This window comes from Streptomyces sp. AM 2-1-1, from assembly GCF_029167645.1.
GTDB lineage: Bacteria > Actinomycetota > Actinomycetes > Streptomycetales > Streptomycetaceae > Streptomyces.
Genome location: NZ_CP119147.1, coordinates 2164631 through 2191561, shown reverse-complemented (window position 1 = coordinate 2191561; position 26931 = coordinate 2164631). Strand labels below are relative to the sequence as shown.

At 70.4% G+C, this 26931-nt stretch carries 26 protein-coding genes; 22 read left to right on the top strand and 4 right to left on the bottom strand.

What is annotated here, in order from left to right:
• The first annotated feature begins 62 nt into the window (after positions 1-62).
• From thrB to PZB77_RS09060, 19 genes are all read left to right on the top strand, one after another.
• Positions 63-980 carry a homoserine kinase gene (gene thrB, locus PZB77_RS09150; RefSeq protein WP_275492074.1) on the top strand — a complete coding sequence of 306 codons (918 nt, stop codon included), beginning with the start codon at positions 63-65 and terminating at the stop codon, positions 978-980.
• A gap of 386 nt (positions 981-1366) precedes the next feature.
• Entirely contained in the window at positions 1367-3397 is a 2031-nt protein-coding gene (gene rho / locus PZB77_RS09145; RefSeq protein ID WP_275492073.1) for a transcription termination factor Rho, read from the top strand.
• Between the two features lie 341 nt (positions 3398-3738).
• Positions 3739-4842: an LCP family protein gene (locus tag PZB77_RS09140; protein ID WP_275492072.1), complete on the top strand. Its 1104-nt coding sequence runs from the start codon at positions 3739-3741 to the stop codon at positions 4840-4842.
• Between the two features lie 146 nt (positions 4843-4988).
• A complete protein-coding gene (rpmE, locus tag PZB77_RS09135; protein WP_266709126.1) occupies positions 4989-5213 on the top strand; it encodes a 50S ribosomal protein L31 in 225 nt (74 codons plus the stop codon).
• A 148-nt stretch (positions 5214-5361) separates the two neighbouring features.
• Positions 5362-6438 (top strand): peptide chain release factor 1, encoded by a 1077-nt coding sequence (gene prfA / locus PZB77_RS09130; RefSeq protein ID WP_275492071.1) that lies wholly within the window; start codon positions 5362-5364, stop codon positions 6436-6438.
• Positions 6439-6478: 40 nt separating this feature from the next.
• Positions 6479-7324 (top strand): peptide chain release factor N(5)-glutamine methyltransferase, encoded by an 846-nt coding sequence (gene prmC / locus PZB77_RS09125; RefSeq protein ID WP_275492070.1) that lies wholly within the window; start codon positions 6479-6481, stop codon positions 7322-7324.
• A gap of 76 nt (positions 7325-7400) precedes the next feature.
• Positions 7401-8048, top strand: a complete 648-nt coding sequence (locus PZB77_RS09120; protein ID WP_275492069.1) for an L-threonylcarbamoyladenylate synthase — start codon at positions 7401-7403, stop codon at positions 8046-8048.
• Positions 8045-8686 (top strand): protein-tyrosine-phosphatase, encoded by a 642-nt coding sequence (locus PZB77_RS09115; protein WP_275492068.1) that lies wholly within the window; start codon positions 8045-8047, stop codon positions 8684-8686. The genes PZB77_RS09120 and PZB77_RS09115 overlap by 4 nt, the downstream gene beginning before the upstream one ends.
• A gap of 476 nt (positions 8687-9162) precedes the next feature.
• A complete protein-coding gene (locus tag PZB77_RS09110; RefSeq protein WP_275492067.1) occupies positions 9163-10617 on the top strand; it encodes an MraY family glycosyltransferase in 1455 nt (484 codons plus the stop codon).
• Positions 10618-10881: 264 nt separating this feature from the next.
• Positions 10882-11319: a hypothetical protein gene (locus tag PZB77_RS09105; protein WP_275492066.1), complete on the top strand. Its 438-nt coding sequence runs from the start codon at positions 10882-10884 to the stop codon at positions 11317-11319.
• 226 nt (positions 11320-11545) lie between these two features.
• The gene (gene atpB, locus PZB77_RS09100) at positions 11546-12367 is read left to right on the top strand and encodes a F0F1 ATP synthase subunit A (protein ID WP_275492065.1); all 822 of its coding nucleotides are present in this window, start codon (positions 11546-11548) and stop codon (positions 12365-12367) included.
• A gap of 72 nt (positions 12368-12439) precedes the next feature.
• Positions 12440-12670, top strand: a complete 231-nt coding sequence (gene atpE, locus PZB77_RS09095) for an ATP synthase F0 subunit C (protein WP_030768902.1) — start codon at positions 12440-12442, stop codon at positions 12668-12670.
• Between the two features lie 42 nt (positions 12671-12712).
• A complete protein-coding gene (locus PZB77_RS09090; protein ID WP_275492064.1) occupies positions 12713-13258 on the top strand; it encodes a F0F1 ATP synthase subunit B in 546 nt (181 codons plus the stop codon).
• Positions 13255-14070, top strand: coding sequence for a F0F1 ATP synthase subunit delta (locus PZB77_RS09085; RefSeq protein WP_275492063.1), 816 nt, complete (start codon positions 13255-13257; stop codon positions 14068-14070). The genes PZB77_RS09090 and PZB77_RS09085 overlap by 4 nt, the downstream gene beginning before the upstream one ends.
• A 139-nt stretch (positions 14071-14209) precedes the next feature.
• Positions 14210-15781: a F0F1 ATP synthase subunit alpha gene (atpA, locus tag PZB77_RS09080; protein WP_275492062.1), complete on the top strand. Its 1572-nt coding sequence runs from the start codon at positions 14210-14212 to the stop codon at positions 15779-15781.
• Between the two features lie 3 nt (positions 15782-15784).
• On the top strand, positions 15785-16702 hold the full coding sequence (locus PZB77_RS09075; protein WP_275492061.1) for a F0F1 ATP synthase subunit gamma: 918 nt from the start codon (positions 15785-15787) through the stop codon (positions 16700-16702).
• On the top strand, positions 16702-18144 hold the full coding sequence (atpD, locus tag PZB77_RS09070) for a F0F1 ATP synthase subunit beta (RefSeq protein WP_275492060.1): 1443 nt from the start codon (positions 16702-16704) through the stop codon (positions 18142-18144). Before PZB77_RS09075 ends, atpD begins: the two co-directional genes overlap by 1 nt.
• A gap of 110 nt (positions 18145-18254) precedes the next feature.
• Positions 18255-18629, top strand: a complete 375-nt coding sequence (locus PZB77_RS09065) for a F0F1 ATP synthase subunit epsilon (protein WP_275492059.1) — start codon at positions 18255-18257, stop codon at positions 18627-18629.
• 167 nt (positions 18630-18796) lie between these two features.
• Positions 18797-19243, top strand: a complete 447-nt coding sequence (locus PZB77_RS09060) for a DUF2550 domain-containing protein (protein WP_275495971.1) — start codon at positions 18797-18799, stop codon at positions 19241-19243.
• 449 nt (positions 19244-19692) lie between these two features.
• Here the strand turns inward: PZB77_RS09060 and PZB77_RS09055 are convergent, their stop codons facing one another.
• The 3 genes from PZB77_RS09055 to PZB77_RS09045 form a co-directional block, all read right to left on the bottom strand.
• Entirely contained in the window at positions 19693-21576 is a 1884-nt protein-coding gene (locus tag PZB77_RS09055; RefSeq protein WP_275492058.1) for a glycoside hydrolase family 18 chitinase, read from the bottom strand.
• A 183-nt stretch (positions 21577-21759) separates the two neighbouring features.
• Positions 21760-22416: a response regulator transcription factor gene (locus PZB77_RS09050; RefSeq protein ID WP_275492057.1), complete on the bottom strand. Its 657-nt coding sequence runs from the start codon at positions 22414-22416 to the stop codon at positions 21760-21762.
• A gap of 4 nt (positions 22417-22420) precedes the next feature.
• A complete protein-coding gene (locus PZB77_RS09045; protein ID WP_275495970.1) occupies positions 22421-23623 on the bottom strand; it encodes a histidine kinase in 1203 nt (400 codons plus the stop codon).
• A gap of 152 nt (positions 23624-23775) precedes the next feature.
• Here PZB77_RS09045 and PZB77_RS09040 point away from each other — a divergent pair, with 152 nt between their 5' ends.
• Positions 23776-24366: a hypothetical protein gene (locus tag PZB77_RS09040; protein ID WP_275492056.1), complete on the top strand. Its 591-nt coding sequence runs from the start codon at positions 23776-23778 to the stop codon at positions 24364-24366.
• 3 nt (positions 24367-24369) lie between these two features.
• On the opposite strand, the gene PZB77_RS09035 is transcribed toward PZB77_RS09040, so the two are convergent.
• A complete protein-coding gene (locus PZB77_RS09035; protein WP_275492055.1) occupies positions 24370-24942 on the bottom strand; it encodes a cob(I)yrinic acid a,c-diamide adenosyltransferase in 573 nt (190 codons plus the stop codon).
• A 341-nt stretch (positions 24943-25283) separates the two neighbouring features.
• Here PZB77_RS09035 and PZB77_RS09030 point away from each other — a divergent pair, with 341 nt between their 5' ends.
• Positions 25284-26132 carry a 3-hydroxyacyl-CoA dehydrogenase family protein gene (locus tag PZB77_RS09030; RefSeq protein ID WP_275492054.1) on the top strand — a complete coding sequence of 283 codons (849 nt, stop codon included), beginning with the start codon at positions 25284-25286 and terminating at the stop codon, positions 26130-26132.
• 272 nt (positions 26133-26404) lie between these two features.
• A complete protein-coding gene (locus tag PZB77_RS09025; protein WP_275492053.1) occupies positions 26405-26710 on the top strand; it encodes an STAS domain-containing protein in 306 nt (101 codons plus the stop codon).
• Positions 26711-26931 lie beyond the last annotated feature (221 nt).

Sequence of the window (26931 nt, the reverse complement as noted above, 5' to 3'; positions counted from 1 at the left end):
CCCCCGCCGCCGCTCAGTCACCCGCACGCACCGCATCCCCGCCCCAAGGAGTTCACCAGCCGATGGCCGGTCCCGCGTTCCGAGCCGCCGCCGTCAGGGTGCGCGTCCCCGCCACCAGCGCCAATCTGGGCCCGGGTTTCGACGCCCTCGGCCTCTCGCTGGGCCTCTACGACGACGTGGTCGTCCGGGTCGCCGACTCCGGGCTGCACATCGACATCGCGGGCGAGGGCGCCGACACCCTGCAGCGCGACGAGTCGCACCTGCTCGTACGCTCCCTGCGCACCGCATTCGACCTGCTCGGCGGACAGCCGCACGGGCTGGAGATCGTCTGCGCCAACCGCATCCCGCACGGCCGCGGCCTCGGCTCCTCCTCCGCCGCCATCGTGGCCGGCATCGTCGCCGCCCGCGCCGTGACGACCGGCGGCGAGGCCCGCCTCGACGACGCGGCGCTGCTGGAGCTGGCCACCGAGATCGAGGGTCACCCGGACAACGTCGCGGCCTGCCTCCTCGGCGGATTCACCCTCGCCTGGACGGACGGCGGAGCGGCCCGGGCGATCCGGATGGACCCGGCCGCGTCGGTCGTCCCGGTGGTCTTCGTCCCCGGGAAGCCGGTGCTCACCGAGACCGCCCGCGGACTGCTGCCGCGCCAGGTCCCGCACGTCGACGCCGCCGCCAACGCCGGTCGCGCCGCGCTGCTCGTCGAGGCCCTGACCCGGCGCCCCGAGCTGCTGCTGGCCGCGACCGAGGACCGGCTCCACCAGGACTACCGCGGACCGGCGATGCCGGAGAGCCTCGAACTCGTGCACAGGCTGCGCGCGGACGGCGTTCCCGCCGTCATCTCCGGAGCCGGCCCGACGGTCCTCGCCCTCACCGACGAAGGAGCCGCGGACAAGGTGGCCCGGCTCGCCGGCGAAGGGTGGGCCGCCAACCGGCTCGCACTCGACGGTCCGGGCGCGTGCGTCCTGCCGCTCGCGCAGTAGTCAAGGGATTGCCGGTGAGAGAGTGGGGGAATATTCGTGGGAGCCGGTAGTGTTAATCTCAAGTCGGCAATCGACGTCCTCGCGACGCGTTGCTTCGCGTCCCCTTCAGGGACCACCTTTCTTCCGGGAGCCTCCCCAACTGCCTGATCAGCCTGTCTGAGCAGTTTCGAGCACGCTCCGGAACCGGCACGACACCCCACGTTCGTCCATGAGTGGGCCGAGCAGGGGGAGCTCGCGTCGGACCCCGCACGTACCTCTCTCCGCCGCACCCGGCGGACCATCGCCCCGGCACGGTCCGCGATCGAGAAGATCACCAACCGAATGCCGGACAGCACAACCGGTCGCCGAGCCAGAAGGCCGACGTCCGCTCCAGGGAAGGACCCTTCGTGAGCGACACCACCGATCTGATGGGCGTGACTGCCGACAAGAGCGTCGACAGCGCCGCGCCCGCCGAAGGTGCTGCCTCTGGCACCACCGCACGGCGCCGCCGCTCCGGCACCGGCCTTGACGGCATGGTCCTGGCCGAGCTGCAGCAGGTCGCGTCCGGCCTCAACATCAGGGGAACCGCGCGCATGCGCAAGGGCCAGCTGATCGAGGTCATCAAGGAGGCGCAGGCCGGCAAGGCCCCCGCCGCCAAGGCCACCGCCGCCAAGGCGCCCGTCGCCGCGGACGCGGAGACCAAGCCCAAGCGCCGTGCCACCTCCAAGGCGCGCACGGGCGACGAGGCCGCCGCCCCGGCCGAGCAGCCGGCCGCGCAGCAGCAGATCGACATCCCCGGTCAGCCCGCCAGCGACGACCAGCCCGCGGGCGAGCGCCGCCGGCGCCGCGCCACCGCGCAGGCCGGCGCCCCCGAGGCGAAGGCCGAGCCCAAGCAGGACGAGCGCCCGGCCGAGAAGCAGGACGACCGTGCCGAGGCCAAGGCCGAAGCCCGTGCCGAGTCCGCCGCGGACACGGCCGAGGGCCGCCGCGGTGACCGCCAGGACCGTCAGCGGGGCGACCGCCGGGAGCGGCAGCGCGACCGCCGGGGCAAGGGCGACGACCAGGGCCAGCAGCGCCAGGGTCAGGGCCAGTCCCAGCGTCAGGGCCAGGGGCAGAGCCAGGGCCAAGGTCAGAGCCAGGGTCAGAGCCAGGGCCAGGGCCAGCAGCACCGTGACAACGGTCCGCAGGACGACTTCGACGACGAGGGCGGCCGTCGCGGCCGTCGCGGCCGCTACCGCGACCGCCGGGGCCGTCGTGGCCGCGAGGACTTCGTCAGCGACGTGCCGGTGGCCGACGACGACGTCCTGATCCCCGTCGCGGGCATCCTGGACATCCTCGACAACTACGCGTTCATCCGGACCTCCGGCTACCTCCCGGGCCCGAACGACGTGTACGTCTCGCTGGCCCAGGTCCGCAAGAACGGCCTGCGCAAGGGTGACCACGTCACCGGCGCGGTGCGCCAGCCCAAGGACGGCGAGCGCCGCGAGAAGTTCAACGCACTCGTGCGCCTGGACACCGTCAACGGCATGGCGCCCGAATCGGGCCGCGGACGCCCGGAGTTCCAGAAGCTGACGCCGCTCTACCCGCAGGACCGGCTCCGTCTGGAGACCGACTCCAACGTCCTGACGACGCGCATCATCGACCTGGTCGCCCCCATCGGCAAGGGCCAGCGAGGGCTGATCGTGGCCCCGCCGAAGACCGGTAAGACCATGATCCTCCAGGCCATCGCCAACGCGATCACGGTCAACAGCCCGGAGTGCCACCTGATGGTCGTCCTCGTGGACGAGCGTCCGGAGGAAGTCACCGACATGCAGCGGTCGGTGAAGGGCGAGGTCATCTCCTCGACGTTCGACCGTCCCGCCGAGGACCACACCACCGTCGCCGAGCTCGCCATCGAGCGCGCCAAGCGCCTCGTGGAGCTGGGCCACGACGTGGTCGTGCTGCTCGACTCGATCACCCGCCTGGGCCGCGCGTACAACCTCGCGGCGCCGGCTTCCGGACGCATCCTCTCCGGTGGTGTCGACTCGACCGCGCTGTACCCGCCGAAGCGCTTCTTCGGTGCCGCGCGCAACATCGAGGACGGCGGTTCGCTGACCATCCTGGCCACCGCGCTCGTCGAGACCGGCTCGCGCATGGACGAGGTGATCTTCGAGGAGTTCAAGGGCACCGGCAACATGGAGCTCAAGCTCGACAGAAAGCTGTCGGACAAGCGCATCTTCCCGGCTGTCGACGTCGACGCGTCCAGCACCCGCAAGGAAGAGATCCTGCTGGGCACCGACGAGTTGGCCGTCACCTGGAAGCTGCGCCGGGTGCTCCACGCACTCGACCAGCAGCAGGCGATCGAGCTCCTGCTGGACCGGATGAAGAAGACCTCGTCCAACGGGGAGTTCCTGCTCCAGATCCAGAAGACGACGCCGTCGCCGGGCAACAACGACTGACGCCCTCCACACGGTCGTACCGGGCCGCCCCCGTCGCACCCGCGACGGGGGCGGCTCCGTCGTGACGGGTGGCTCCCCGGAACCGAGACGTTCGCCACACCCAGCGTGACGGCCCAAGGGACGACCGGGTGGGTGCACGAGGAAAGAAACCGCAGGTGAGCGCGGTGTCACCGGCAGTTCTCCAGGTCCTGTCGCCACCCGTTCGGCCGTACGGTGGTCACAGGGTGTCGTGGCACCCTTCTTGATGCTTCGGCGTCCGTCCGAGAGACGGCCCGACCGTGCCAGGACCACCCGGCAGGGGGAGCGGGGAGCAGCGGGGAACCGGGAACGAGGAAACGCCCATGAGCGAGCAGAGCAGAGGTACGGGCCGCATACGCGGGACCGGCGCCCGGCGCAGAAAGCCGTCGCACCGGCGCCGGGTGAAGACCGTGGTGGCCTGGACGGCCGCGGGGGTCGTGGTCCTCGGCGGTTCGGGTCTCGCCTATGCGTACTTCGCGCTCGACGGGAACCTCAAGGGCGTCGACATCAACGCCGCGCTCGGCACGGACCGCCCCGACGACGTCGACGACGGCTCCGAGGACATCCTGGTTCTCGGCTCCGACTCCCGCTCGGGCGCCAACTCCGCGTACGGCCGGGACGAGGGCACCGCCCGCTCGGACACCGCGATGGTCGTCCACGTCAACAGGGGTCACCGAGCCGCCGACATCGTCTCCGTCCCGCGCGACACCCTCGTCGACCGGCCCGCGTGCACCGACCCCGACACCGGCCGGGTCACCCCGGCGGCCACCGACGCGATGTTCAACTCGGCCTACCAGGCGGGCGGTCCGGCCTGCGCGGTGAAGACGGTCGAGGCAATGTCCGGCATCCGCATGGACCACTACGTCGAGGTCGACTTCACCGGCTTCAAGAAGCTCGTCGACCAGCTCGGCGGCGTCGGGATCACCACCGACGAGGTGATCGACGACCCCAGCAGCCACCTCCGTCTCGCACCCGGCACCCACACCCTCGACGGTGAACAGGCCCTCGGCCTCGTCCGTACGCGCAAGAGCGTCGGCGACGGCAGCGACCTCGGCCGGATCCAGCTCCAGCAGGCGTTCGTGAAGGCACTGATGGAGCAGGTCAAGTCGGTGGGCGTCCTCACCAGCCCCGCCAAGCTGTTCGGCATCGCCAACGCCGCCACCAAGGCCCTCACCACCGACACCGACCTCGCCTCGGTCACCAAGCTCACCGGCTTCGCCAACGGGCTGAAGGGCCTCGCGGCGAAGAACGTCGACATGGTCACCCTGCCGGTCCAGTACGACCCGGCCGACCCCAACCGGGTGATCCCGCTGGAGAAGGACGCGCAGGCGGTCTGGAAGGCTCTGCGCGCCGACACCGCGATCCCCGCCTCCGCCACCGCGGCGTCGGCCGGCGACAAGGGCGCGGCGGGCACCCTCGTGCGGTAGCACCGCCGGGCACCCGGGGAATAGACCGGCCCACACCCTCGTTTTGGGAGATACGGCCGGTCCTGGCAGACTGGTACGTCGGCCCCGGTTCACGGACGCGCAATCCGCGCGGACGACCCGGAGCCCTCCCGAAACTAGGAGACACCTTGAAGCGCGACATCCACCCCACGTACGTCGACACCCAGGTCAGCTGCACCTGTGGCGCGTCGTTCACCACCCGGAGCACCATCGACAACGGCACCATCCGTGCCGACGTCTGCTCCGAGTGCCACCCGTTCTACACGGGCAAGCAGAAGATCCTCGACACCGGCGGCCGCGTGGCCCGCTTCGAGGCCCGCTTCGGCAAGGGTGCAGGCTCCGCCGCCAAGTAGCGAGCCACAGCGCCGGTTCCCGGGCGCCCTCTCGGGGGCGGCCGGGACCGGCGTTTTTTCCGGTCGGGTCCAGGGGAGACCCCTGGACCCGACCGGCACCTTCCCCCCAGCAGGCCCGTAGCAGTCACCCCCACCCAGGAGCCCGAAGATGTTCGAGGCGGTCGAGGAACTGATCGGTGAGCACGCCGATCTCGAGAAGAAGCTCGCCGACCCGTCGGTCCACGCCGATCAGGCCAACGCGCGCAAGCTGAACAAGCGCTACGCGGAGCTGACCCCGATCGTCTCCACCTACCGGTCGTGGAAGCGGACCGGTGACGACATCGGCACCGCACGCGAGTTCGCCGCGGACGACCCGGACTTCGCCGCGGAGGTCAAGGAGCTGGAGAAGCAGCGCGAGGAGCTCACCGAGCGCCTGCGCCTCCTTCTCGTTCCGCGCGACCCGAGCGACGACAAGGACGTGCTCCTGGAGATCAAGGCGGGTGCGGGCGGCGACGAGTCGGCCCTCTTCGCCGGTGACCTGCTGCGCATGTACCTGCGCTACGCGGAGCGCGTCGGCTGGAAGACCGAGATCATCGACTCCACCGAGTCCGAGCTCGGCGGTTACAAGGACGTCCAGGTCGCCGTGAAGACCAAGGGCGGCAACGGGGCCACCGAGCCCGGTCAGGGAGTCTGGGCCCGGATGAAGTACGAGGGCGGGGTGCACCGCGTGCAGCGGGTGCCCTCCACCGAGTCCCAGGGCCGCATCCACACCTCCGCCGCCGGCGTCCTCGTGACCCCCGAGGCGGAGGAGGTCGAGGTCGAGATCCACGCGAACGACCTGCGCATCGACGTGTACCGCTCGTCCGGCCCCGGCGGCCAGTCCGTCAACACGACCGACTCCGCCGTCCGCATCACGCACCTGCCGACCGGTGTCGTCGCCTCCTGCCAGAACGAGAAGAGCCAGCTCCAGAACAAGGAGCAGGCGATGCGCATCCTGCGGTCCCGACTGCTCGCCGCCGCCCAGGAGGCCGCCGAGCAGGAGGCCTCCGACGTGCGCCGCAGCCAGGTGCGCACGGTCGACCGGTCGGAGAAGATCCGTACGTACAACTTCCCGGAAAACCGGATCTCGGACCACCGTGTCGGCTTCAAGGCGTACAACTTGGACCAGGTCCTCGACGGTGACCTCGACGCGGTGATCCAGGCGTGCGTCGACGCCGACTCCGCCGCCAAGCTCGCCAACGCCTGATCCCGCCCGCCCCGCCCGTGAACCCGTACGGAGATCCGCGATGAACCTGCTGCTCGCCGAGGTGGCCCAGGCCACCCAGCGGCTGGCCGACGCCGGTGTCCCCTCACCGCGATTCGACGCCGAGGAGCTCGCGGCCTTCGTCCACGGTGTGAAGCGGGGCGAGCTGCACCGGGTCCCCGACGCGGACTTCGACGCGCGCTACTGGGAGACCATCGCCCGCCGCGAGAACCGCGAACCCCTCCAGCACATCACCGGCCGCGCCTTCTTCCGCTACCTGGAACTCCAGGTCGGCCCCGGGGTGTTCGTCCCGCGCCCGGAGACCGAGTCGGTCGTCGGCTGGGCCATAGACGCGGTCCGCGCGATGGACGTCGTCGAGCCGCTGATCGTCGACCTCTGCACCGGCTCCGGCGCCATCGCGCTCGCCATGGCGCAGGAGGTGCCGCGCTCGCGCGTGCACGCCGTCGAGCTGTCCGAGGACGCCCTGGCGTGGACCAGGAAGAACGCCGAGGGGTCCAGGGTCACCGTGCACCGCGGAGACGCCCTGAGCGCCCTCCCCGAGCTCGACGGCCAGGTCGACCTGGTGATCTCCAACCCGCCGTACATCCCGCTCACCGAGTGGGAGTACGTGGCGCCCGAGGCGCGCGACCACGACCCGCAGATGGCGCTCTTCTCCGGCGAGGACGGTCTCGACACCATCCGCGGCATCGAACGCACCGCGCACCGCCTGCTCCGCCCCGGCGGCCTCGTCGTCATCGAGCACGCCGACACCCAGGGCGGCCAGGTCCCCTGGATCTTCACCGAGGAACGCGGCTGGGCCGACGCGGCCGACCACCCCGACCTCAACAAGAGGCCCCGCTTCGCCACCGCCCGCAAGGCCATGCCGTGACCGGCGCCGCGGCCCCGTGCCCGCACCACCCGCATCCGTACCCGTCCTACCCGTACACGCTTGAGGAGGCCGGCTGATGGCACGGCGATACGACTGCAACGACGCGACCGACCGTACGACCGGGCTGCGTGAAGCCGCCTCGGCGGTCCGTCGCGGCGAACTGGTCGTGCTGCCCACCGACACCGTGTACGGGATCGGTGCGGACGCCTTCTCCTCGGAGGCCGTCGCCGACCTGCTGGACGCCAAGGGCCGCGGGCGCAACATGCCCACCCCGGTCCTCATCGGTTCCCCGAACACGCTGCACGGCCTGGTCACGGACTTCTCCGAGCAGGCGTGGGAGCTCGTCGACGCCTTCTGGCCCGGCGCCCTGACCCTCGTCGCCACGCACCAGCCGTCGCTCCAGTGGGACCTCGGCGACACCCGCGGCACCGTCGCCGTCCGGATGCCGCTGCACCCCGTCGCCATCGAACTGCTCACCGAGGTCGGCCCGATGGCCGTCTCCAGCGCCAACCTGACCGGCCACCCGTCGCCGGAGACCTGCGACGCCGCCCAGGAGATGCTCGGGGACTCCGTCTCCGTCTACCTGGACGGCGGGCCCACCCCGGGCAACGTCCCGTCCTCCATCGTCGACGTCACCGGCAAGGTCCCGGTCCTGCTGCGCGCCGGCGCCCTGTCCGTCGAGGAACTGCGCAAGGTGGTACCCGACCTCGAGGTGGCCAATTGACCGCCCCTGAGGGGCGTGGCATAGCGGGGCAGAGGGACCACTTCCGCATTCTCCACGTCAGCACCGGCAACGTCTGCCGCTCGCCCATCACCGAGCGGCTGACCCGCCACGCCCTGGTGGACCGCCTCGGCGACCCTCTCAGCGGCGGCCTCATCGTGGAGAGCGCCGGCACCTGGGGGCACGAGGGCGCCCCCATGGAGGCGAACGCCGAGGTCGTCCTCGCCGACTTCGGCGCGGACGCCACCGGCTTCGTCGGCCGCGAACTCCTCGACGAGCACGTGATCCGCGCCGACCTGGTGCTCACCGCGACCCGCGACCACCGCGCGCAGGTCATCTCGATGGGCCACTCCGCGGGCCTGCGCACCTTCACCCTCAAGGAGTTCACCCGGCTCGTGCGGGCCATAGACCCCGCCACCCTGCCGGACGCCCACGACGAGGGCGTGGTCGAGCGCGCCCGCGCGCTGGTGCGCGCCGCGGCCGCGCTGCGCGGCTGGCTGCTGGCCCCGACCGCCGACGCCGACGAGGTGTACGACCCGTACGGTGCCCCCATCACCTTCTTCCGTTCCATCGGGGACGAGATCAACCAGGCGCTCGACCCGGTCGTCACCGCGCTCACCGGCGTCCCCGCCCCCCACTGAGCGCCGCCGGCCCGACCGGTGCCCGCCCGGTGCCGACCGGCCCCCGGCCGTCCCCTGCGGGCACACGGGCACGTACCGGCCTACATTGGAGCCGACGCCAGCCCTCCCGCACCCACAGGCCCGGAGCCGTCAGATGCCGGTCAGCACCCCCGTCGCGCCCCTGCCGCCCGTCGCCGCCGAGCAGGCGCCGGGCCCCCTGCTGCGGACGAACCCGGAGATCGCCGAGGTGCTGCGGCAAGAGGCCGCCCGGCGGGCCGGCTCGCTCCGGCCGATCGCCACCGAGAACTTCACCCGGGCCGGCGCCGACCATGCCCGTATCCGGCGCGACGTGCGCGGATTCCCCGAGCGGTATCCGCTCCTCCCTGCCGCCCGATCCCCCGCGGAGGCCCTGTGCGCAACCTGTGGAACCGTCACCCGTTCCCTGACGTCCCCGCACTTGGGGCTAGGGTGTGGGGCTGAGATGGCCGGCGAAATCTGTGGGGCAGCCCGTGCGTGATTACCTGCTGACGCTGTGTGTCGCGGCCGCAGTGACCTATCTGCTGACCGGACCGGTGCGCAAGTTCGCCATCGCGATCGGGGCCATGCCCGCGATCCGCGCCCGCGACGTGCACCGGGAACCGACACCGCGGCTCGGTGGCATCGCCATGTTCGGCGGGCTGTGCGCGGGGCTGATCGTCGCCTCGCACCTGTTCAACCTCGGCGGAGTCTTCGAACTCTCCAACGAACCGCGGGCGCTGCTCTCCGGAGCGGCGCTGATCTGGCTGATCGGCGTCCTCGACGACAAGTTCGAGATCGACGCCCTGATCAAGCTGGGCGGCCAGATGATCGCCGCCGCCGTCATGGTCATCCAGGGTCTGACGATCCTCTGGCTGCCCATCCCCGGCGTCGGCACGGTGGCCCTCACCCCCTGGCAGGGCACGCTGCTCACGGTCGCGCTGGTGGTCATCACGATCAACGCGGTGAACTTCGTGGACGGACTGGACGGCCTGGCCGCCGGCATGGTCTGCATCGCCGCCGCCGCGTTCTTCCTGTACACCTACCGCCTCTGGTACGGGTACGGCATCGAGGCCGCCGCCCCCGCCACCCTCTTCGCCGCGATCCTCATGGGCATGTGCCTGGGCTTCCTGCCGCACAACATGCACCCGGCCCGGATCTTCATGGGCGACTCCGGCTCGATGCTCATCGGCCTGGTGCTCGCCGCCGGCGCGATCTCGGTGACCGGCCAGGTCGACCCGGACGCGATGAAGCTCTTCGAGGGGAGCGAGCGTCAGGCCACCCACGCGATGCTCCCGGTCTTCATCCCGCTGCTGCTGCCGCTGACGATCATCGCGATCCCCGCCGCCGACCTGGTGCTCGCGATCGTGCGCCGCACCTGGAACGGGCAGTCCCCGTTCGCCGCGGACCGCGGCCACCTGCACCACCGGCTGCTGGAGATCGGCCACTCGCACAGCCGGTCCGTGCTGATCATGTACTTCTGGTCGGCGCTGATCGCGTTCGGTGCGGTCGGCTACTCGGTGCACTCGGCGTCCATGTGGATCGTGCTCGTGGTCGTCTTCCTCAGCGCCGTCGGCCTGGTGCTCCTGCTGCTGCCGCGCTTCACCCCGCGCGCCCCGCGCTGGGCGAACTCCCTGGTACCGCCCCGCTACCGACGCCGCCGCAGGCCCTTGCCGGAGGAGGACGAGAACACCGGGAGCGCCGAGGACACCGCGAGCCCCGGGAGCAGCGGGAGCCCCGCGCACGCCGACGGCTCCCCGGACGACGTCTCCGGTACGCCGGCAGAGGCGCCCGCACCCGTGGCGCACGGCTCCCACCTCGCGGACGAGTCCGACCGCCCACCCGTCGCCGTGGGCGTCTCCGGCGTCAACGGAGCGACGGCGATCAGCACTCGTTCGCGGTTCTCCGATCGGCGCGACGCCGGTTCCGCGCGTTGACCTTTCGGATGCCGATGCTCTTTAGCAGACAATTCGTCAGCTTGTCGCGCTCACACGCGGGTGCTAGTCCTCACGTGTGACTGTTGGCACACGTTCGAGGTAAAGACCTCATCAAATAGTTTGTGATACCGTTCACGAGACCCGGTGACAGAGCCGAAGGACCCCCGCATGTAGGTCCATTGGCCCGAGGCTTCGACTCGGACCGGGCCTACGCTCGTCCATGACGACACCATTTGCCCACCCCCAGCAAGCGGAGCTGCCGCCATGCCGACCAACGACGTCCGGACCCTCCTCCAGACCGCCCTGCCCACCGCTGCCGCCGGCGTGATCGCCGTCGCCGTCGGTGCGGGAGTGGCCGGCGGCAAGGGGGCCCTCGGTGCGCTCGTCGGGACGCTGGTGGTGGTCCTCTTCATGGGGATCGGGCTCGTCGTCCTGCAGCGGACCGCCCGGTCTCTCCCACACCTGTTCCAGGCCATGGGGTTGATGCTGTACACCGCGCAGCTTCTGCTGGTGTTCATCTTCGTCGCCGCGTTCAAGAACACGACCGCGTTCAACCCGAAGGCGTTCGCGATCACGCTGGTCGCGCTCACCCTCGTGTGGATCGGTGCCCAGGCGCGTGCGCACATGAAGGCCAAGATCCTCTACGTCGAACCCGAGTCCAGCCAGGCTCCCAAGCCCGAAAAGACCGGCTCCTCGGCGTGAAGGGTAGGGGCGGAATAAATGCCCGTTCCGGACCCTGCTATCGTCCGGTTCCAACTGCGGCACTGCGGGCGCGGGCATGTGAGCTGACGCCTGCCCGATCGCGAGGCTCACATGCCTGACTGCCGCTCTCACATCCGAAACACCAGTCCAGTGCCGAACCGCGGCTGCGCGCCGCGCCGACACAACGAGGTTGCCGTACCTATGCGCCACGCTGAAGGAGCCCGCGGTGAGTGCTGACCCGACACAGGTGCTCGCCTTCGAGACCGATTGCCACATCTTCGACGGTTGTGGTTTCCCGGCACCCGGCCTGCACTCGTTCCTGTTCGAACCCCTCTGGGGCGACGCGGACAGCAACCTGTACTTCAACAAGCCGATGCTGCTGGCCCTGCTGGGCTCGGTCATCATCGTCGGCTTCTTCTGGGCCGCCTTCGCCAAGCCCAAGATCGTCCCCGGCAAGCTGCAGTCCGTCGCCGAGATGGGCTACGACTTCATCCGCCGCGGGATCGTCCACGAGACCATCGGCAAGCGCGAGGGCGAGAAGTACGTCCCCCTCGTCGTCTCGCTGTTCTTCTTCGTGTGGATGATGAACCTCTGGTCGATCATCCCGGTCGCCCAGTTCCCGGTGACGTCGATCATCTCGTACCCCGCGGTGCTCGCCCTGATCGTCTACGTACTCTGGGTCAGCCTGACGTTCAAGAAGCACGGCTTCGTCGGAGCTTTCAAGAACATCACGGGCTACGACAAGTCGCTGGGCCCGGTTCTCCCGCTCGCGATGCTCATCGAGTTCTTCTCGAACCTGATCGTCCGGCCGTTCACGCACGCGGTGCGACTCTTCGCGAACATGTTCGCGGGCCACACGCTGCTGCTGCTGTTCACGATCGCCAGCTGGTACCTGCTCAACGGCATCGGTATCGCCTACGCCGGCGTCTCGTTCGTGATGGTCATCGTGATGACCGCGTTCGAGCTCTTCATCCAGGCGCTGCAGGCGTACGTCTTCGTGCTCCTGACCTGCACCTTCATCCAGGGCGCGCTCGCCAAGCACCACTGAGCACCGCGCACTGACCCTTATTCGTCCGGTGGCCAACCCCCACCGGTCCGTGAAAGAGAAGGAAGAACTGGCATGTCCCAGACCCTTGCTGCCGTCACCGGCTCCCTCGGCTCCATCGGTTACGGCCTCGCCGCCATCGGCCCCGGCGTCGGCGTCGGCATCATCTTCGGTAACGGCACCCAGGCTCTCGCCCGTCAGCCCGAGGCTGCCGGTCTCATCCGCGCCAACCAGATCCTCGGCTTCGCATTCTGTGAGGCGCTCGCCCTGATCGGCCTGGTCATGCCGTTCGTCTACGGCCCGTGATCTTCGGATCCACGACCAGCCACCTAGACGAAAGGCACTGATGTGAACCCTCTGGTTCAGCTCGCGGCCGAAGAGATGGAAAACCCTCTCATCCCGCCGATCCCCGAGCTCGTCATCGGCCTCATCGCCTTCCTCATCGTCTTCGGTCTCCTCGCCAAGAAGCTCCTCCCGAACATCAACAAGGTTCTGGACGAGCGCCGCGAGGCCATCGAAGGCGGTATCGAGAAGGCCGATGCGGCCCAGACCGAGGCGCAGAGCGTTCTTGAGCAGTACAAGGCTCAGCTCGCCGAGGCGCGTCACGAGGCCGCTCGACTGCGCCAGGAGGCGCAGGAGCAGGGCGCCGTCATCATCCAGGAGATGAAGGCGGAAGGCCAGCGGCAGCGTGAGGAGATCATCGCTGCCGGTCACACCCAGATCGAGGCCGACCGCAAGGCCGCGGCCGCCGCGCTGCGTCAGGACGTGGGCAAGCTCGCCACCGACCTGGCCGGCAAGCTCGTCGGCGAGTCCCTCCAGGACCACGCCCGGCAGAGCGGCACCGTCGACCGGTTCCTCGACGAGCTCGAGGCGAAGGCCGAGGCCGTCCGATGAACCACGCGAGCCGCGAGGCCCTGGCTGCCGCGCGCGAGCGGCTCGACGCGCTGACCGACAACACGTCGGTCGACGCCGAGAAGCTCGCCGAGGAGCTGGCATCCGTCACCGCGCTGCTCGACCGTGAGGTCTCGCTGCGTCGGGTCCTCACCGACCCGGCGCAGAGCGGCGAGGCCAAGGCCGAGCTCGCGGGCCGGCTGCTCAGCGGTCAGGTGAGCGGCGAGGCCGTGGACCTGATCTCGGGCATGGTCCGCTCGCGCTGGTCCTTCTCGCGCGACCTGGTGGACGCGGTCGAGGAGCTGGCGGCCACCGCCGACCTCACCGCGGCCCAGCGTGCGGGTGCGCTCGACGACGTCGAGGACGAGGTGTTCCGGTTCGGCCGGATCGTCTCCTCCGACACGGCGCTGCGCTCCGCGCTCACCAGCCGTACGGCCACCCCCGCCGCCAAGGGCACGCTGCTGCGCAGCCTGCTCGGCGGGAAGAGCCGGGCGGCGACCGAGCGTCTCGTCACGCGCCTGGTCACGCACCCCCGCGGACGTAGCCTGGAAGCAGGGCTCGAGACCCTGTCCAAGCTCGCCGCCGCACGTCGGGAACGCACGGTGGCCGTCGTCACCTCGGCGGTACCGCTGACCGACGTGCAGAAGCAGCGCCTCGGCGCGGCGCTGGCGAAGATCTACGGCCGGCAGATGCACCTGAACCTGGACGTGGACCCCGAAGTCCTCGGCGGAGTTTCGGTGCGCGTCGGTGACGAGGTCATCAACGGCACCATCGCGGACCGCCTCGACGAGGCGACCCGTCGCATGGCCGGCTGACACCAGCCCCCGCCACCAACTGAACGAGCAACACCTGCGGCCCGGTTGGGCCGTGCAGAAACTGCAGAAGATTCCTGGGGGTCGGCCCCCAGACCCCCTTAAGAAACTTCGGGCCCAACAAGGAGAGCAGGGAACCCAGATGGCGGAGCTCACGATCCGGCCGGAGGAGATCCGGGACGCACTGGAGAACTTCGTCCAGTCGTACCAGCCGGACGCGGCCTCGCGCGAGGAGGTCGGAACGGTCAGCGTTGCCGGCGACGGCATCGCGAAGGTGGAGGGCCTGCCCTCCGCCATGGCGAACGAGCTGCTGAAGTTCGAGGACGGCACCCTCGGTCTCGCCCTCAACCTCGAGGAGCGCGAGATCGGTGCGATCGTCCTCGGCGAGTTCAGCGGTATCGAGGAGGGCCAGCCGGTGCAGCGCACCGGTGAGGTGCTCTCCGTCGGCGTCGGCGAGGGCTACCTCGGCCGCGTCGTCGACCCGCTCGGCAACCCGATCGACGGCCTCGGCGAGATCGCGGTCGACGGGCGACGCGCCCTCGAGCTGCAGGCGCCGGGCGTCATGGTCCGCAAGTCGGTCCACGAGCCCATGCAGACCGGCTACAAGGCCGTCGACGCGATGGTGCCGATCGGCCGCGGCCAGCGCCAGCTGATCATCGGCGACCGTCAGACGGGTAAGACCGCTCTGGCCGTCGACACGATCATCAACCAGCGCGACAACTGGCGCTCGGGCGACGTGAACAAGCAGGTGCGCTGCATCTACGTCGCCATCGGTCAGAAGGGCTCCACCATCGCCTCGGTGCGCGGTGCCCTCGAAGAGGCCGGCGCGCTGGAGTACACGACCATCGTCGCCGCCCCGGCGTCCGACCCGGCCGGCTTCAAGTACCTGGCGCCGTACACCGGTTCGGCCATCGGCCAGCACTGGATGTACCAGGGCAAGCACGTCCTGATCGTCTTCGACGACCTCTCGAAGCAGGCCGACGCCTACCGCGCCGTGTCGCTTCTGCTGCGCCGTCCGCCGGGCCGCGAGGCCTACCCGGGCGACGTCTTCTACTTGCACTCGCGTCTCCTGGAGCGCTGCGCCAAGCTCTCCGACGAGATGGGTGCCGGTTCGATGACCGGTCTTCCGATCGTCGAGACCAAGGCGAACGACGTGTCGGCGTTCATCCCGACCAACGTCATCTCCATCACCGACGGCCAGTGCTTCCTGGAGTCCGACCTGTTCAACGCGGGTCAGCGTCCGGCGCTCAACGTCGGTATCTCGGTCTCCCGAGTCGGTGGCTCCGCCCAGCACAAGGCCATGAAGCAGGTCTCCGGCCGACTGCGCGTGGACCTCGCCCAGTACCGCGAGCTGGAGGCGTTCGCCGCCTTCGGTTCCGACCTGGACGCGGCCTCCAAGTCGTCGCTGGAGCGCGGTAAGCGCATGGTCGAGCTGCTGAAGCAGCCGCAGTACGCCCCGTACCCCGTCGAGGAGCAGGTCGTCTCCGTCTGGGCCGGCACCACCGGCAAGATGGACGACGTCCCGGTCGAGGACATCCGTCGCTTCGAGAGCGAGCTGCTGGACTACCTGCGCCGCGAGCGCAAGGACCTCCTGACCAGCATCGTCGAGGGCGGCAAGATGTCGGACGACACGCTGCAGTCGATCGCTGACGCCATCACCGCGTTCAAGCAGCAGTTCGAGACCTCGGACGGCAAGCTTCTGGGCGAGGGCTGATCGATGGGCGCTCAGCTTCGCGTTTACAAGCGCCGCATCCAAGCCGTCACCGCGACCAAGAAGATCACCAAGGCGATGGAGATGATCGCCGCCTCGCGCATCGTCAAGGCGCAGCGCAAGGTGGCGGCGTCACTGCCGTACGCGACCGAGCTCACCCGCGCGGTGACCGCGGTGGCGACCGGCTCCACCACCAAGCACCCGCTCACCACCGAGGTCGAGGCCCCGGCCCGGGCCGCGGTCCTGCTCCTCACGAGCGACCGCGGTCTGGCCGGCGGCTACTCCTCCAACGCCATCAAGGCGGCGGAGCGCCTCCGGGAGCGCCTTGGCGCGGAGGGCAAGGAGGTCGACACCTACATCGTCGGCCGCAAGGGTGTCGCGTACTACGGCTTCCGTGAGCGCACCGTCGCGGAGTCCTGGACGGGCTTCACCGACAACCCGTCGTACGCGGACGCCAAGGCGATCGCCGCCCCGCTGATCGAGGCCATCACCAAGGACTCGGCAGAGGGCGGCGTCGACGAACTGCACATCGTCTTCACGGAATTCGTGTCGATGATGACGCAGAACGCCATCGAAGGCCGGATGCTGCCGCTCTCCCTCGACCAGGTCGCGGAAGAGCACGGCACGAAGGGGGAGATCCTTCCCCTGTTCGACTTCGAGCCGTCGGCCGAAGACGTCCTCGACGCCCTTCTGCCGCGCTACGTCGAGAGCCGCATCTACAACGCGCTGCTGCAGGCCGCTGCTTCCGAGCACGCTGCCCGCCGCCGCGCGATGAAGTCGGCGACCGACAACGCCGGGGATCTCATCAAGAGCCTCTCCCGGCTTGCCAACGCGGCCCGCCAGGCCGAAATCACCCAGGAAATCAGCGAGATCGTCGGTGGTGCCAGTGCGCTGGCCGACGCGAACGCGGGGAGTGACAAGTAATGACGACCACAGTTGAGACGGCCGTTGCCACGGGCCGCGTCGCCCGGGTGATCGGCCCGGTCGTCGACGTGGAGTTCCCCGTCGACGCGATGCCGGAGATCTACAACGCGCTGCACGTCCAGGTCGACGACCCGGCCGAGGCCGGCGCCCGGAAGACGCTGACCCTCGAAGTCGCCCAGCACCTGGGTGACGGCGTGGTCCGCGCGATCTCGATGCAGCCGACCGACGGTCTGGTCCGCCAGGCCCCGGTGACCGACACGGGCGCGGGCATCACCGTCCCCGTCGGCGACATCACCAAGGGCAAGGTCTTCAACACCCTCGGTCAGATCCTGAACGAGCCGGAGGCCGAGGCGCAGATCACCGAGCGCTGGCCGATCCACCGCAAGGCCCCGGCCTTCGACCAGCTCGAGTCCAAGACCGAGATGTTCGAGACCGGCCTGAAGGTCGTCGACCTGCTGACCCCGTACGTCAAGGGCGGCAAGATCGGTCTGTTCGGTGGTGCGGGCGTCGGCAAGACGGTCCTCATCCAGGAAATGATCATGCGTGTGGCGAAGCTGCACGACGGTGTGTCGGTGTTCGCCGGTGTCGGCGAGCGCACCCGTGAGGGCAACGACCTCATCGACGAGATGACCGAGTCGGGCGTCCTGGAGAAGACCGCGCTGGTCTTCGGCCAGATGGACGAGCCGCCGGGCACCCGTCTGCGGGTCGCGCTGTCCGCCCTGACCATGGCGGAGTACTTCCGCGATGTGCAGAAGCAGGACGTGCTGCTCTTCATCGACAACATCTTCCGCTTCACGCAGGCCGGTTCCGAGGTCTCCACGCTGCTCGGCCGCATGCCGTCCGCAGTGGGTTACCAGCCGACCCTGGCCGACGAGATGGGTGTGCTCCAGGAGCGCATCACCTCGACGCGTGGCCACTCGATCACCTCGATGCAGGCGATCTACGTCCCCGCGGACGACCTGACCGACCCGGCCCCGGCCACCACGTTCGCCCACCTCGACGCGACGACGGTTCTCTCCCGTCCGATCTCCGAGAAGGGCATCTACCCGGCCGTGGACCCGCTGGACTCCACGTCCCGCATCCTGGACCCGCGTTACATCACGCAGGAGCACTACGACGCGGCCAGCCGTGTCAAGGGGATCCTGCAGAAGTACAAGGACCTCCAGGACATCATCGCGATCCTCGGTATCGACGAGCTGGGCGAAGAGGACAAGCTCGTCGTCCACCGTGCCCGTCGCGTCGAGCGCTTCCTGTCGCAGAACACCCACGCCGCCAAGCAGTTCACCGGCCTGGACGGTTCGGACGTTCCGCTCGACGAGTCGATCGCCGCGTTCAACTCGATCTGCGACGGGGAGTACGACCACTTCCCCGAGCAGGCGTTCTTCATGTGCGGCGGCCTGGACGACCTCAAGGCCAAGGCCAAGGAGCTCGGCGTCTCCTGAGCCTCCGGCTCACCGAGGGGGGTGGGTGTGTCCCACCCCCCTCACCACGCCCCGTAGAATTGACCCGACACCCGGCAGCTGCTGCCGGGTGGTGACCCGAGGAGCCACCCTTGGCTGCTGAGCTGCATGTCGAGCTGGTCGCCGCGGACCGCAGTGTCTGGTCCGGCGAGGCCACCCTGGTCGTCGCGCGCACCACGTCCGGCGACATCGGCGTCATGCCCGGTCACCAGCCGCTTCTGGGTGTGCTGGAATCGGGCCCGGTGACCATCCGCACGAGCGAGGGCGGCACCGTCGTCGCCGCCGTGCACGGTGGATTCATCTCGTTCGCGGACGACAAGCTGTCGCTGCTGGCCGAGATCGCCGAGCTTGCCGACGAGATCGACGTCCAGCGTGCCGAGCGCGCACTGGAGCGAGCGAAGTCGGACACGGACGCCGCCGCCGAGCGACGCGCGGACGTACGACTGCGCGCGGTGTCGGCACACTAGTGCCGTGACCGCAAGCGTGACCCGGGAGGGGCGTCAGCGCTCCTCCCGGTAGAAGTTTTTACTCAGCCGCGGCCCGAGCTGGAATCATCCAGACCGTGTCGCGGCTGAGGCGATGCGGGTGCGATTCGTTTTTCTGGTTACTCGACGATGCGAGGAGGTCGGTGGAGATGGTCCTCGCGTTGTGGGTGGGCGGAGTCGTCCTCGTCCTGATCCTGGTGGGGCTCTTCGTCTTCGGCCTGCGCCGGCGGCTCATCCAGCGTTCGGGCGGGACCTTCGACTGCAGCCTGCGCTGGGACGTGTCCTCCGAACCCGACTCCACCGGCAAGGGCTGGGTCTACGGGGTCGCCCGCTACAGCGGCGACCGTGTCGACTGGTTCCGGGTGTTCTCGTACTCCCCCCGCCCGCGCCGAGCACTGGAGCGTGCCGCCATCGAGGTGGTCGACCGCCGGCTCCCCGAGGGCGAGGAGGAGTTGGCGCTCCTCTCCGACTCCGTCGTCCTCGGCTGTCTCCTGCGGGAGACACGCCTGGAGCTGGCGATGAGCGAGGACGCGCTGACGGGCTTCCTCGCCTGGCTGGAGGCGGCACCGCCCGGCCAGCGGGTGAACGTGGCGTAGTCGGTACGCCCGCGGGAGTGGTTCCGCGGGTGGTTGGTCCGTACGTCTCCGGGACATGTCCCGGGCGAGGCCGGGTGGTTCTTCCCCGGCCTTCTTCGCGTTCCGGGTGCGGGTGCGGGTGCGGGTGCGGGTGCGGGTGCGGGTGCGGGTGCGGGTGCGGGGCCCGGTGCCCGGTGCCGGGGAGTGCTGTGGGCACTGCGGGCACCGCTTGTGGGCTGTATCCGCGGGTGCCCTGCGCACCGGCCTCCCCGCACGTGAACCCGCACAGCCCGTCCCCGTCCCCGCGCCCCGCCGCGCAGCCCTCGCGGCGGAGCCCCGCCGCACGGCTCCGCCGACGCACCCCCGGACATGCGAAAGACCGGGGAGACAGGGGGCGGACCTGTCTCCCCGGCGCTTTCGGGGGTGGTGCTCGGTGGTGCGTCCGTCAGGGGGGTGGGGCCCCCTCGGGGTTACTTGAGGCTGTTGCCCATCGCCTTCACGAGCTCACCGTTGCTGGTGTCGCCGCTGAACTCCCAGAAGAACGCGCCGCCCAGGCCCTGGGTCTTCGCCCAGGCGATCTTGGAGGCGATGGTCGCCGGGGTGTCGTAGCTCCACCAGTTGGTGCCGCAGTGGGCGTACGCGGTACCGGCGATGGTGCCGGTGGCCGGGCAGGTGGTCTTCAGGACCTTGTAGTCCTCGATGCCCGCCTCGTAGGTGCCGGGCGCCGCACCGGTGGCGGTGCCGCCGGGGGCGTCCTGCGTGACGCCGGTCCAGCCGCGTCCGTAGAAGCCGATGCCGAGGAGCAGCTTGGCCGCGGGCACACCCTGGGCCTTGAGCTTGGCGATGGCGTCGGCGGTGGTGAAGCCGGCCTGCGGGATGCCGGAGTACGAGGTCAGCGGCGAGTGGGGGGCCGTCGGGCCCTTGGCCGCCCAAGCGCCGAAGAAGTCGTACGTCATGACGTTGTACCAGTTGAGGTTCGCCGAGGCGCCCGCGTAGTCGGCGGCGTCGATCTTGCCGCCGGCGGAGCCGTCCGCCGTGATGGCGGCGGTGACCAGGTTGGAGGTGCCGAACTTGGTGCGCAGCGCGGAGGTGAGGTTCTTCAGGGCCGCCGGGCCGCTGGTGTCACAGGTGAGACCGCAGGCGTTGGGGTACTCCCAGTCGATGTCGATGCCGTCGAAGACATCGGCCCAGCGCGGGTCCTCGACCAGGTCGTAGCAGGACTGGGCGAAGGCGGCCGGGTTCTGCGCCGCCTGGCCGAAGCCGCCGGACCAGGTCCAGCCGCCGAAGGACCAGAGGACCTTGATCTTCGGGTACTTGGCCTTCAGCTTGCGCAGCTGGTTGAAGTTGCCGCGCAGCGGCTGGTCCCAGGTGTCGGCGACGCCGTCGACGGACTGGTCGGCGGTGTACGCCTTGTCGTAGTCGGCGTAGGAGTCACCGATGGTGCACTTGCCGCCGGTGACGTTGCCGAAGGCGTAGTTGATGTGGGTGATCTGCTCGGCGGAGCCCGAGGTGACCAGGTTCTTCACGTGGTAGTTGCGTCCGTAGACGCCCCACTCGGTGAAGTAGCCGAGGTTGATCTTGCCGGCCGTGGGGGTGCCGGGGTCGGTGGTGCCGCCCCCGGTGGTGGTGACCTTGACGGCGCCGGAGACCGGGCCCGTCACGTCGGAGGTGTCGCGCGCCTGCACGCTGTACGAGTAGGCGGTGCCGGCGGTCAGCGCGGTGTCGGTGTACGTCGTGGTGGTGACGGTGGCGACCTTCGCTCCGTCGCGCAGCACGTCGTAGTTCTTGATGCCCGAGTCGTCGGTGGCCGCGGTCCAGCTCAGCTTCGCCGAGGTGTTGGTGATGGCGCTCGCGGTGGGGGTACCGGGGGCGGACGGGGCGCTGTTGCCCGGCACCGTGGGGCCGCCGTCACAGGAGGCGCCGTTCAGCTTGCAGCTGCTGGGGGAGCCGGCGCCCGCGCCGTTGAAGCCGAAGCTGATGCTCGCGCCGGCGGCGAGGCTGCCGTTCCAGCCGAGGTTCTTGGCGGTCCAGTGGTTCCCGGAGCCGGTGACGGTGGCGTCCCAGGCGGAGGAGACCGAGGTGCCGGACGGGAAGTCCCACTCGACCGTCCACGAGGAGAGCGCCGTGGTGCCGGTGTTCTTCACGGTCCACTGGCCCTCGAAGCCGGTGCCCCAGTCGCTCTTCTTGACGTACGTGGCGGTGGCCGAGGTGGCCGCCGACGCGGGAGTGGCGAGGCCGACCATCGCGGCGATCGGCAGCAACAGCGCGGAGAGGCCCGCTATCGCCTTGGTCCTGGCGCTTCTTCTGAGCGCCCAGCCGAATCTGGTCCGGCGTTCGGGGGTCTCGGTGCTCAACGGTGCTCCTCGGGTGAGGTCCGACAAACGGGGGGTGGTTCGTGGACTGCAGACCCTGCGCCGCCCTGAGCACGCGTTGTCATGTGCGCGCTCATCGCAGTCTGTTGCGGTGAGACTAGGAAGGTCTGGACCAATCGTCAAGAGGTCTGGACCAGATGAAGTACGTCGCGGTGGTGGGTCCGCTCACAGACCCAACTCCCGCGCCCGCACCGCCGCCTGGGCGCGGCTGCGCAGCCCGAGCTTGGCCAGCACCCTGCTGACGTGCGTCTTCGCCGTCGCCTCCGCCATCGAGAGCCGCCCCGCGATCTCCGCGTTGGAGAGCCCCGCGGCCAGGCATCCGAGAACTTCCCGCTCCCGGCGGGTGAGTGCCTCGACCGCCGGATCGCCGGACGCGGAGCCGGGCGGCACGGGCACCGTCGTCCCCGCCGCGAACCGGGCGATCAGCCGGCGCGTCACCGCCGGTGCGATCAGCCCCTCGCCCCGGGCCACCGCGCGGACCCCCTCCAGCAGGTCCCGCGCCTCCGTGTTCTTGAGCAGGAAGCCGCAGGCACCGGCCCGCAGCGCGCCGAAGACATGGCTGTCCAGATCGAACGTGGTCAGCACCAGGACGTCGGCGCTCCCCTCGGCCACCACCCGCTCGGTGGCCGACACCCCGTCCAGCCGCGGCATCTGAAGATCCATCAGCACGACGTCGGGGCGGAGCTCACGCGCCAGCCGTACGGCCTCCTCGCCGTCCGCCGCCTCGCCCACCACCTCGATGTCCAGCGCGCTCCGCAGGATCAGCACCAGCCCCGCCCGTACCGCCGACTGGTCCTCGGCCACCAGGACCCGGATCGTCATGCGCTCACCGTCCCCTCTCCGTACCCTCGGGCACCGGGAGTTCGGCCCGCACCCGCCAGACCGCGCTACCGTCCGCCGCCCGTTCCTCGCCCGCCCGGATCGTCCCGCCCAACAGCTCCGCCCGCTCCCGCATGCCGATCAGCCCCGCCCCGGACCCCGGCGGGGTCCGGGGGCCGGGGCGGACGCCGAAGACGCTGGTCACCTCCACCGTCAGGAGAGCGCCCGGCCGGGCCAGCCGGACGCGCACCGTACCGGGGGCGGCGTGCTTGAGCGCGTTGGTCAGGGATTCCTGGACGATGCGGTACGCGGCGAGCTCCACCGGAGCGGGCAGCGCACCGCCGTCCCGTGCGTCGTCCAGCACACAGCTCAGCCCACTGGAAGCCGCGTGGCCGCGGGACTGCTCGATCAGCGCGTCCAGCGCCGAGAGCCGGGGTGCCGCGCCCGGCAGCTCCGGCGCCCCGCCCCGGCGCAGCAGACCGATCAGCCGTCGCATCTCCGCGAGCCCCGCGACCGAGTTCTCCCGGATCACCGCCAACGCCTCCCGGGAGGTCGCGGGATCGTCGATGGAGAGCGCGGCGGTGGAGTGGAGGGCGATCGCCGAGAGGTGGCCCGCCACCACGTCGTGCAGCTCGCGCGCCATCCGCGAGCGCTCCTCCGCCACCGCCTGGGAGCGGTCGGCCTCCGCCAGCAACGCGGTCTGTTCGGCGCGCAGCCGGGCCGCCTCGGCGGCGACGCGGTGGCCTCGCGCACCGGCCCCGGTGACCGCCGGTACGAAGGTGACCAGCCCGGCCAGGACCCCCACCAGCACCGCGTCGGCCGGCCGGAGCCGGGGGAGCAGGCCGAGGGTGAGCGCCACCGAGCCCAGCAGCGAGATCACCGGGATGCGGCGGGCCGCCGCCTCGGAGCCGTAGACCACCGCCGCGTAGACCACGTCGGTGTACATCAGGACCGTCGCGATGTTCCCCGGCGTGAGCTGGTCGGCGGCGAGCAGGACCGTCGCCGTCGCGAGCGCCGCACCCGGCCGGGTGCGGCGCATCGACTCCGCCACTGCCATCGGCACCAGCGGGACGAGCCCGCTCCAGGAGGCCTCGAAGAGGCGGCCGTTCTGCATGCGCAGCCCCAGCAGCCACAGCAGCAGACCGCCCAGCAGACCGACGGCGGCGATCAGGAGGTCGTGACGGTGCGGGCGGCGGATGACGGTTTCCACCTCGTCATCCAACACGGAACGGACCGGAGGCGTACGGCTGTTCACGAGGCAGGGGCGCGCGTACATCGAAGGATGCAGCCGGAACTCCTCACCGCAGAGGACGAGGCGGAGCCCGGCGGGCGGGAAGCTGGGGGGAACGGGAGGAGAGGGCCGTGATCGTCACACTGATCGTTCTCTGCGAGGCCGGCTTCTGGGTGCTGCTGGCCGTCGGACTCGCCCTGCGGTACGCGGCGCACCGTCCCCGGGCCGGTGCCGCGGTCCTGCTGTGCGAGCCACTGCTGGAGGTGGTCCTGCTCGTCGCGAGCGCGATCGACCTGCGCGGCGGTGCCGAGCCGGACTGGAAACACGGAGTGGCCGCGGTCTACATCGGCTTCACCGTCGGACTCGGCCCCTCGACCGTCCGGTGGGTGGACGCGCGGGTGGCCCACCGGTTCGCCGGCGGGCCGGAGCCGGTGAAGCCACCGGTGTACGGGCGGGCCCGTGCGGTCCGCGAATGGCGCACCGCCGGCCGCTGGACGATGGCTGCGGTGATCGCCCTCGCCCTGCTCCAGGCCGCCGCCTGGTACGTCGGTGACGACGGGGACACCGGCTCGCTGCGGATGTGGCAGCAGAGGATGCTCTGGGTGATCGGCGTCAACCTGCTCATCGCCGGCTCCTACACGCTCTTCCCGAAGAAGGAGCCCGCCCGCCCGCGCGAGGACGAGCGGGCGTACCGGCAGGGGCCGGGCGCCGCGGGGGAGTGAACGCTAGCGTTCCCCGCCCGGCACCCAGAGCACGTCCCCGACCTCCTTGTTCGCGGTCCTGGCCAGGATGAACAGGAGATCGGAGAGGCGGTTGAGGTACGTGGCCGTCAGCGCGTTCATCACGTCCCCGTGCACCTCCAGCGCCGCCCACGTGGAGCGCTCCGCGCGCCGTACGACCGTGCACGCCTGGTGGAGCAGGGCCGCGCCCGGGGTGCCACCCGGAAGGATGAAACTGCGCAGCTTCTCCAACTCCTCCAGGAAGTGGTCGCAGTCGGCCTCCAGCTTGTCGACGTAACTCTGCTCCACCCGCAGCGGCGGGTACTCCGGGTTCTCCACCACCGGTGTCGCGAGGTCCGCGCCCACGTCGAAGAGGTCGTTCTGCACCCGGACGAGGACCTTCACCACGTCGGGGGAGAGCTGCCCCAGCGCCACCGCCGTCCCGATGACCGCGTTCGCCTCGTTGGCGTCCGCGTACGCCGAGATCCGCAGATCGGTCTTGGCGGTACGGCTCATGTCGCCCAGGGCGGTCGTGCCCGTGTCGCCGGTTCGGGTGTAGATGCGCGTCAGATTGACCATGCGACCAGGTTAGGGGGTAGCGGCGGACCGGCGCCGGGGCCCCGGTGCCGGAACCGTGCACGGGGCCGTCCCCCGGGCGGGGCGCGGGACGGTGTGCGGGGTGGCGCGCCGGGCGGGCGCGCGCTCCGCCGGGTCGTCGTGGTCACGGCCGCAACTGCCGCCCCGGCGCCGCCGCCTGGCACCGGGGCGGTGTGATGTCCGTCATGTGAGACGTGACGCGCATCTCTAAGCGGTCACACCGTCCCTCCCGGGTACTAATCTCCGCCGGAGAACACATGGCTGAACCGTCGGAGAGTGCGTCAGATGTGCCGCACGGGTGGACAAGACCAAAGGGGTGTGACGTGGCCGGGAAGCTCGCCGTCATCGGGGCCGGACTCATGGGGTCGGGTATCGCGCAGGTCTCCGCCCAGGCCGGCTGGGACGTCGTCCTGCGGGACGTCACCGACCAGGCGCTGACCCGGGGGCTCGACTCCGTGAAGGCGTCGTTCGAGAGGTTCGTCGCCAAGGGCAAGCTGACCGCGGACGCCGCCGGGGCCGCGCTCGCCCGCATCACCACCACCACCGACCTGGACGCCGTCGCGGACGTCGACGTCGTGGTCGAGGCCGTGTTCGAGAAGCTCGAGGTCAAGCACGAGATCTTCCGCACCCTCGACAAGGTCGTGCGCGAGGACACCGTCCTCGCCTCCAACACCTCCGCCATCCCGATCACCAAGATCGCGGCCGTGACGGAGCGTCCGGAGCGCGTCGTCGGCGTCCACTTCTTCTCGCCGGTACCGATGATGCAGCTCTGCGAACTCGTCCGCGGCTACAAGACCAGCGACGAAACCCTGGCCACCGCAAGGGAGTTCGCCGAGTCGGTCGGCAAGACCTGCATCGTGGTCAACCGTGACGTGGCCGGCTTCGTCACCACCCGTCTGATCTCCGCGCTGGTCGTCGAGGCGGCCAAGCTCTACGAGTCGGGCGTCGCCACCGCCGAGGACATCGACACCGCCTGCAAGCTCGGCTTCGGCCACGCCATGGGCCCGCTCGCGACCGCCGACCTGACCGGCGTCGACATCCTCCTGCACGCCACCTCCAACATCTACACGGAGTCGCAGGACGAGAAGTTCGCCGCCCCGGAGCTGATGCGCCGGATGGTCGACGCCGGTGACATCGGCCGCAAGAGCGGGCAGGGCTTCTACACCTACTGAGCACCATCCCGGTTCCCCCCCCGGGCCCCGGGCCGTGCCGCGCCGTGCTGCCGGCCGGGCCCGGGGCGCCCGGGACATGCGGGGCCGGACTGTCCGGCCCCGGGGGAAGCCGGACCGAACGGTGCCGGACCGGCGGACCGACGTCACCCCACAGGGTGAATTCGGTCTCGGTTCGCTCACGGGCGGCAACTTCCCCGCCCCCGCCACAGTCACTGGTGGCAGGAGCGGGGCCGTCACACGGACTTCTGTACGAAGCGATACGGGGAGCGCATATGCACATCAGGGGCGACCACGCCGAGCTGGTCGTCGGGGGCCGCCTCGATGTCCGAAGCGCGGCGGACGCCCGTACGGCTCTGCACGCCGCGGTCGACGACGGCATCGGCGATCTCGTGCTCGACCTGACCGAGCTGGACTCCTGGGACGCCACCGGACTCGGTGTGATCATGGGAGTGCACCGCAGGGCGGGCCGTGCCGGACGGCGCCTGGTGCTGCGCGGCGTACCCCCGCAGATGCAGCGTCTCCTGGTGGCGACCCGGTTGCACCGCATCCTGGCCATCGAGGGCGGCATCGCCGTCTGAGCCGTCCCGCGCGTCCGGGCCGTCCCGCGCGTCCGGGCCGTCCCGCGCGTCCGAGCCGTCATCGCCGTCGTCCGGGAGCGGTAGTGGGCGGTAGGCATGGCCGGCGGGAGAACCGGGCAATACACACGAGAAGGTGATGACTGGGGCGGCGTCCACCCCCGCCGACGCGACGGAACGCCCCACGGTCTAGGGTTCGGCCGTCCGCCGATCGACCGAAAACC

What these genes read in the sequence shown, in the direction of transcription:
- prfA (WP_275492071.1), top strand. Translation starts at nt 5,362, where the DNA reads ATGTTCGAGGCGGTCGAGGAACTGATCGGTGAGCACGCCGATCTCGAG.
- PZB77_RS09025 (WP_275492053.1), top strand. Translation starts at nt 26,405, where the DNA reads ATGCACATCAGGGGCGACCACGCCGAGCTGGTCGTCGGGGGCCGCCTC.
- PZB77_RS09050 (WP_275492057.1), bottom strand. Translation starts at nt 22,416, where the DNA reads ATGACGATCCGGGTCCTGGTGGCCGAGGACCAGTCGGCGGTACGGGCG.
- prmC (WP_275492070.1), top strand. Translation starts at nt 6,479, where the DNA reads ATGAACCTGCTGCTCGCCGAGGTGGCCCAGGCCACCCAGCGGCTGGCC.
- atpE (WP_030768902.1), top strand. Translation starts at nt 12,440, where the DNA reads ATGTCCCAGACCCTTGCTGCCGTCACCGGCTCCCTCGGCTCCATCGGT.
- PZB77_RS09085 (WP_275492063.1), top strand. Translation starts at nt 13,255, where the DNA reads ATGAACCACGCGAGCCGCGAGGCCCTGGCTGCCGCGCGCGAGCGGCTC.
- thrB (WP_275492074.1), top strand. Translation starts at nt 63, where the DNA reads ATGGCCGGTCCCGCGTTCCGAGCCGCCGCCGTCAGGGTGCGCGTCCCC.
- atpA (WP_275492062.1), top strand. Translation starts at nt 14,210, where the DNA reads ATGGCGGAGCTCACGATCCGGCCGGAGGAGATCCGGGACGCACTGGAG.
- PZB77_RS09120 (WP_275492069.1), top strand. Translation starts at nt 7,401, where the DNA reads ATGGCACGGCGATACGACTGCAACGACGCGACCGACCGTACGACCGGG.
- atpD (WP_275492060.1), top strand. Translation starts at nt 16,702, where the DNA reads ATGACGACCACAGTTGAGACGGCCGTTGCCACGGGCCGCGTCGCCCGG.
- PZB77_RS09105 (WP_275492066.1), top strand. Translation starts at nt 10,882, where the DNA reads ATGCCGACCAACGACGTCCGGACCCTCCTCCAGACCGCCCTGCCCACC.
- PZB77_RS09140 (WP_275492072.1), top strand. Translation starts at nt 3,739, where the DNA reads ATGAGCGAGCAGAGCAGAGGTACGGGCCGCATACGCGGGACCGGCGCC.
- PZB77_RS09035 (WP_275492055.1), bottom strand. Translation starts at nt 24,942, where the DNA reads ATGGTCAATCTGACGCGCATCTACACCCGAACCGGCGACACGGGCACG.
- PZB77_RS09060 (WP_275495971.1), top strand. Translation starts at nt 18,797, where the DNA reads ATGGTCCTCGCGTTGTGGGTGGGCGGAGTCGTCCTCGTCCTGATCCTG.
- PZB77_RS09075 (WP_275492061.1), top strand. Translation starts at nt 15,785, where the DNA reads ATGGGCGCTCAGCTTCGCGTTTACAAGCGCCGCATCCAAGCCGTCACC.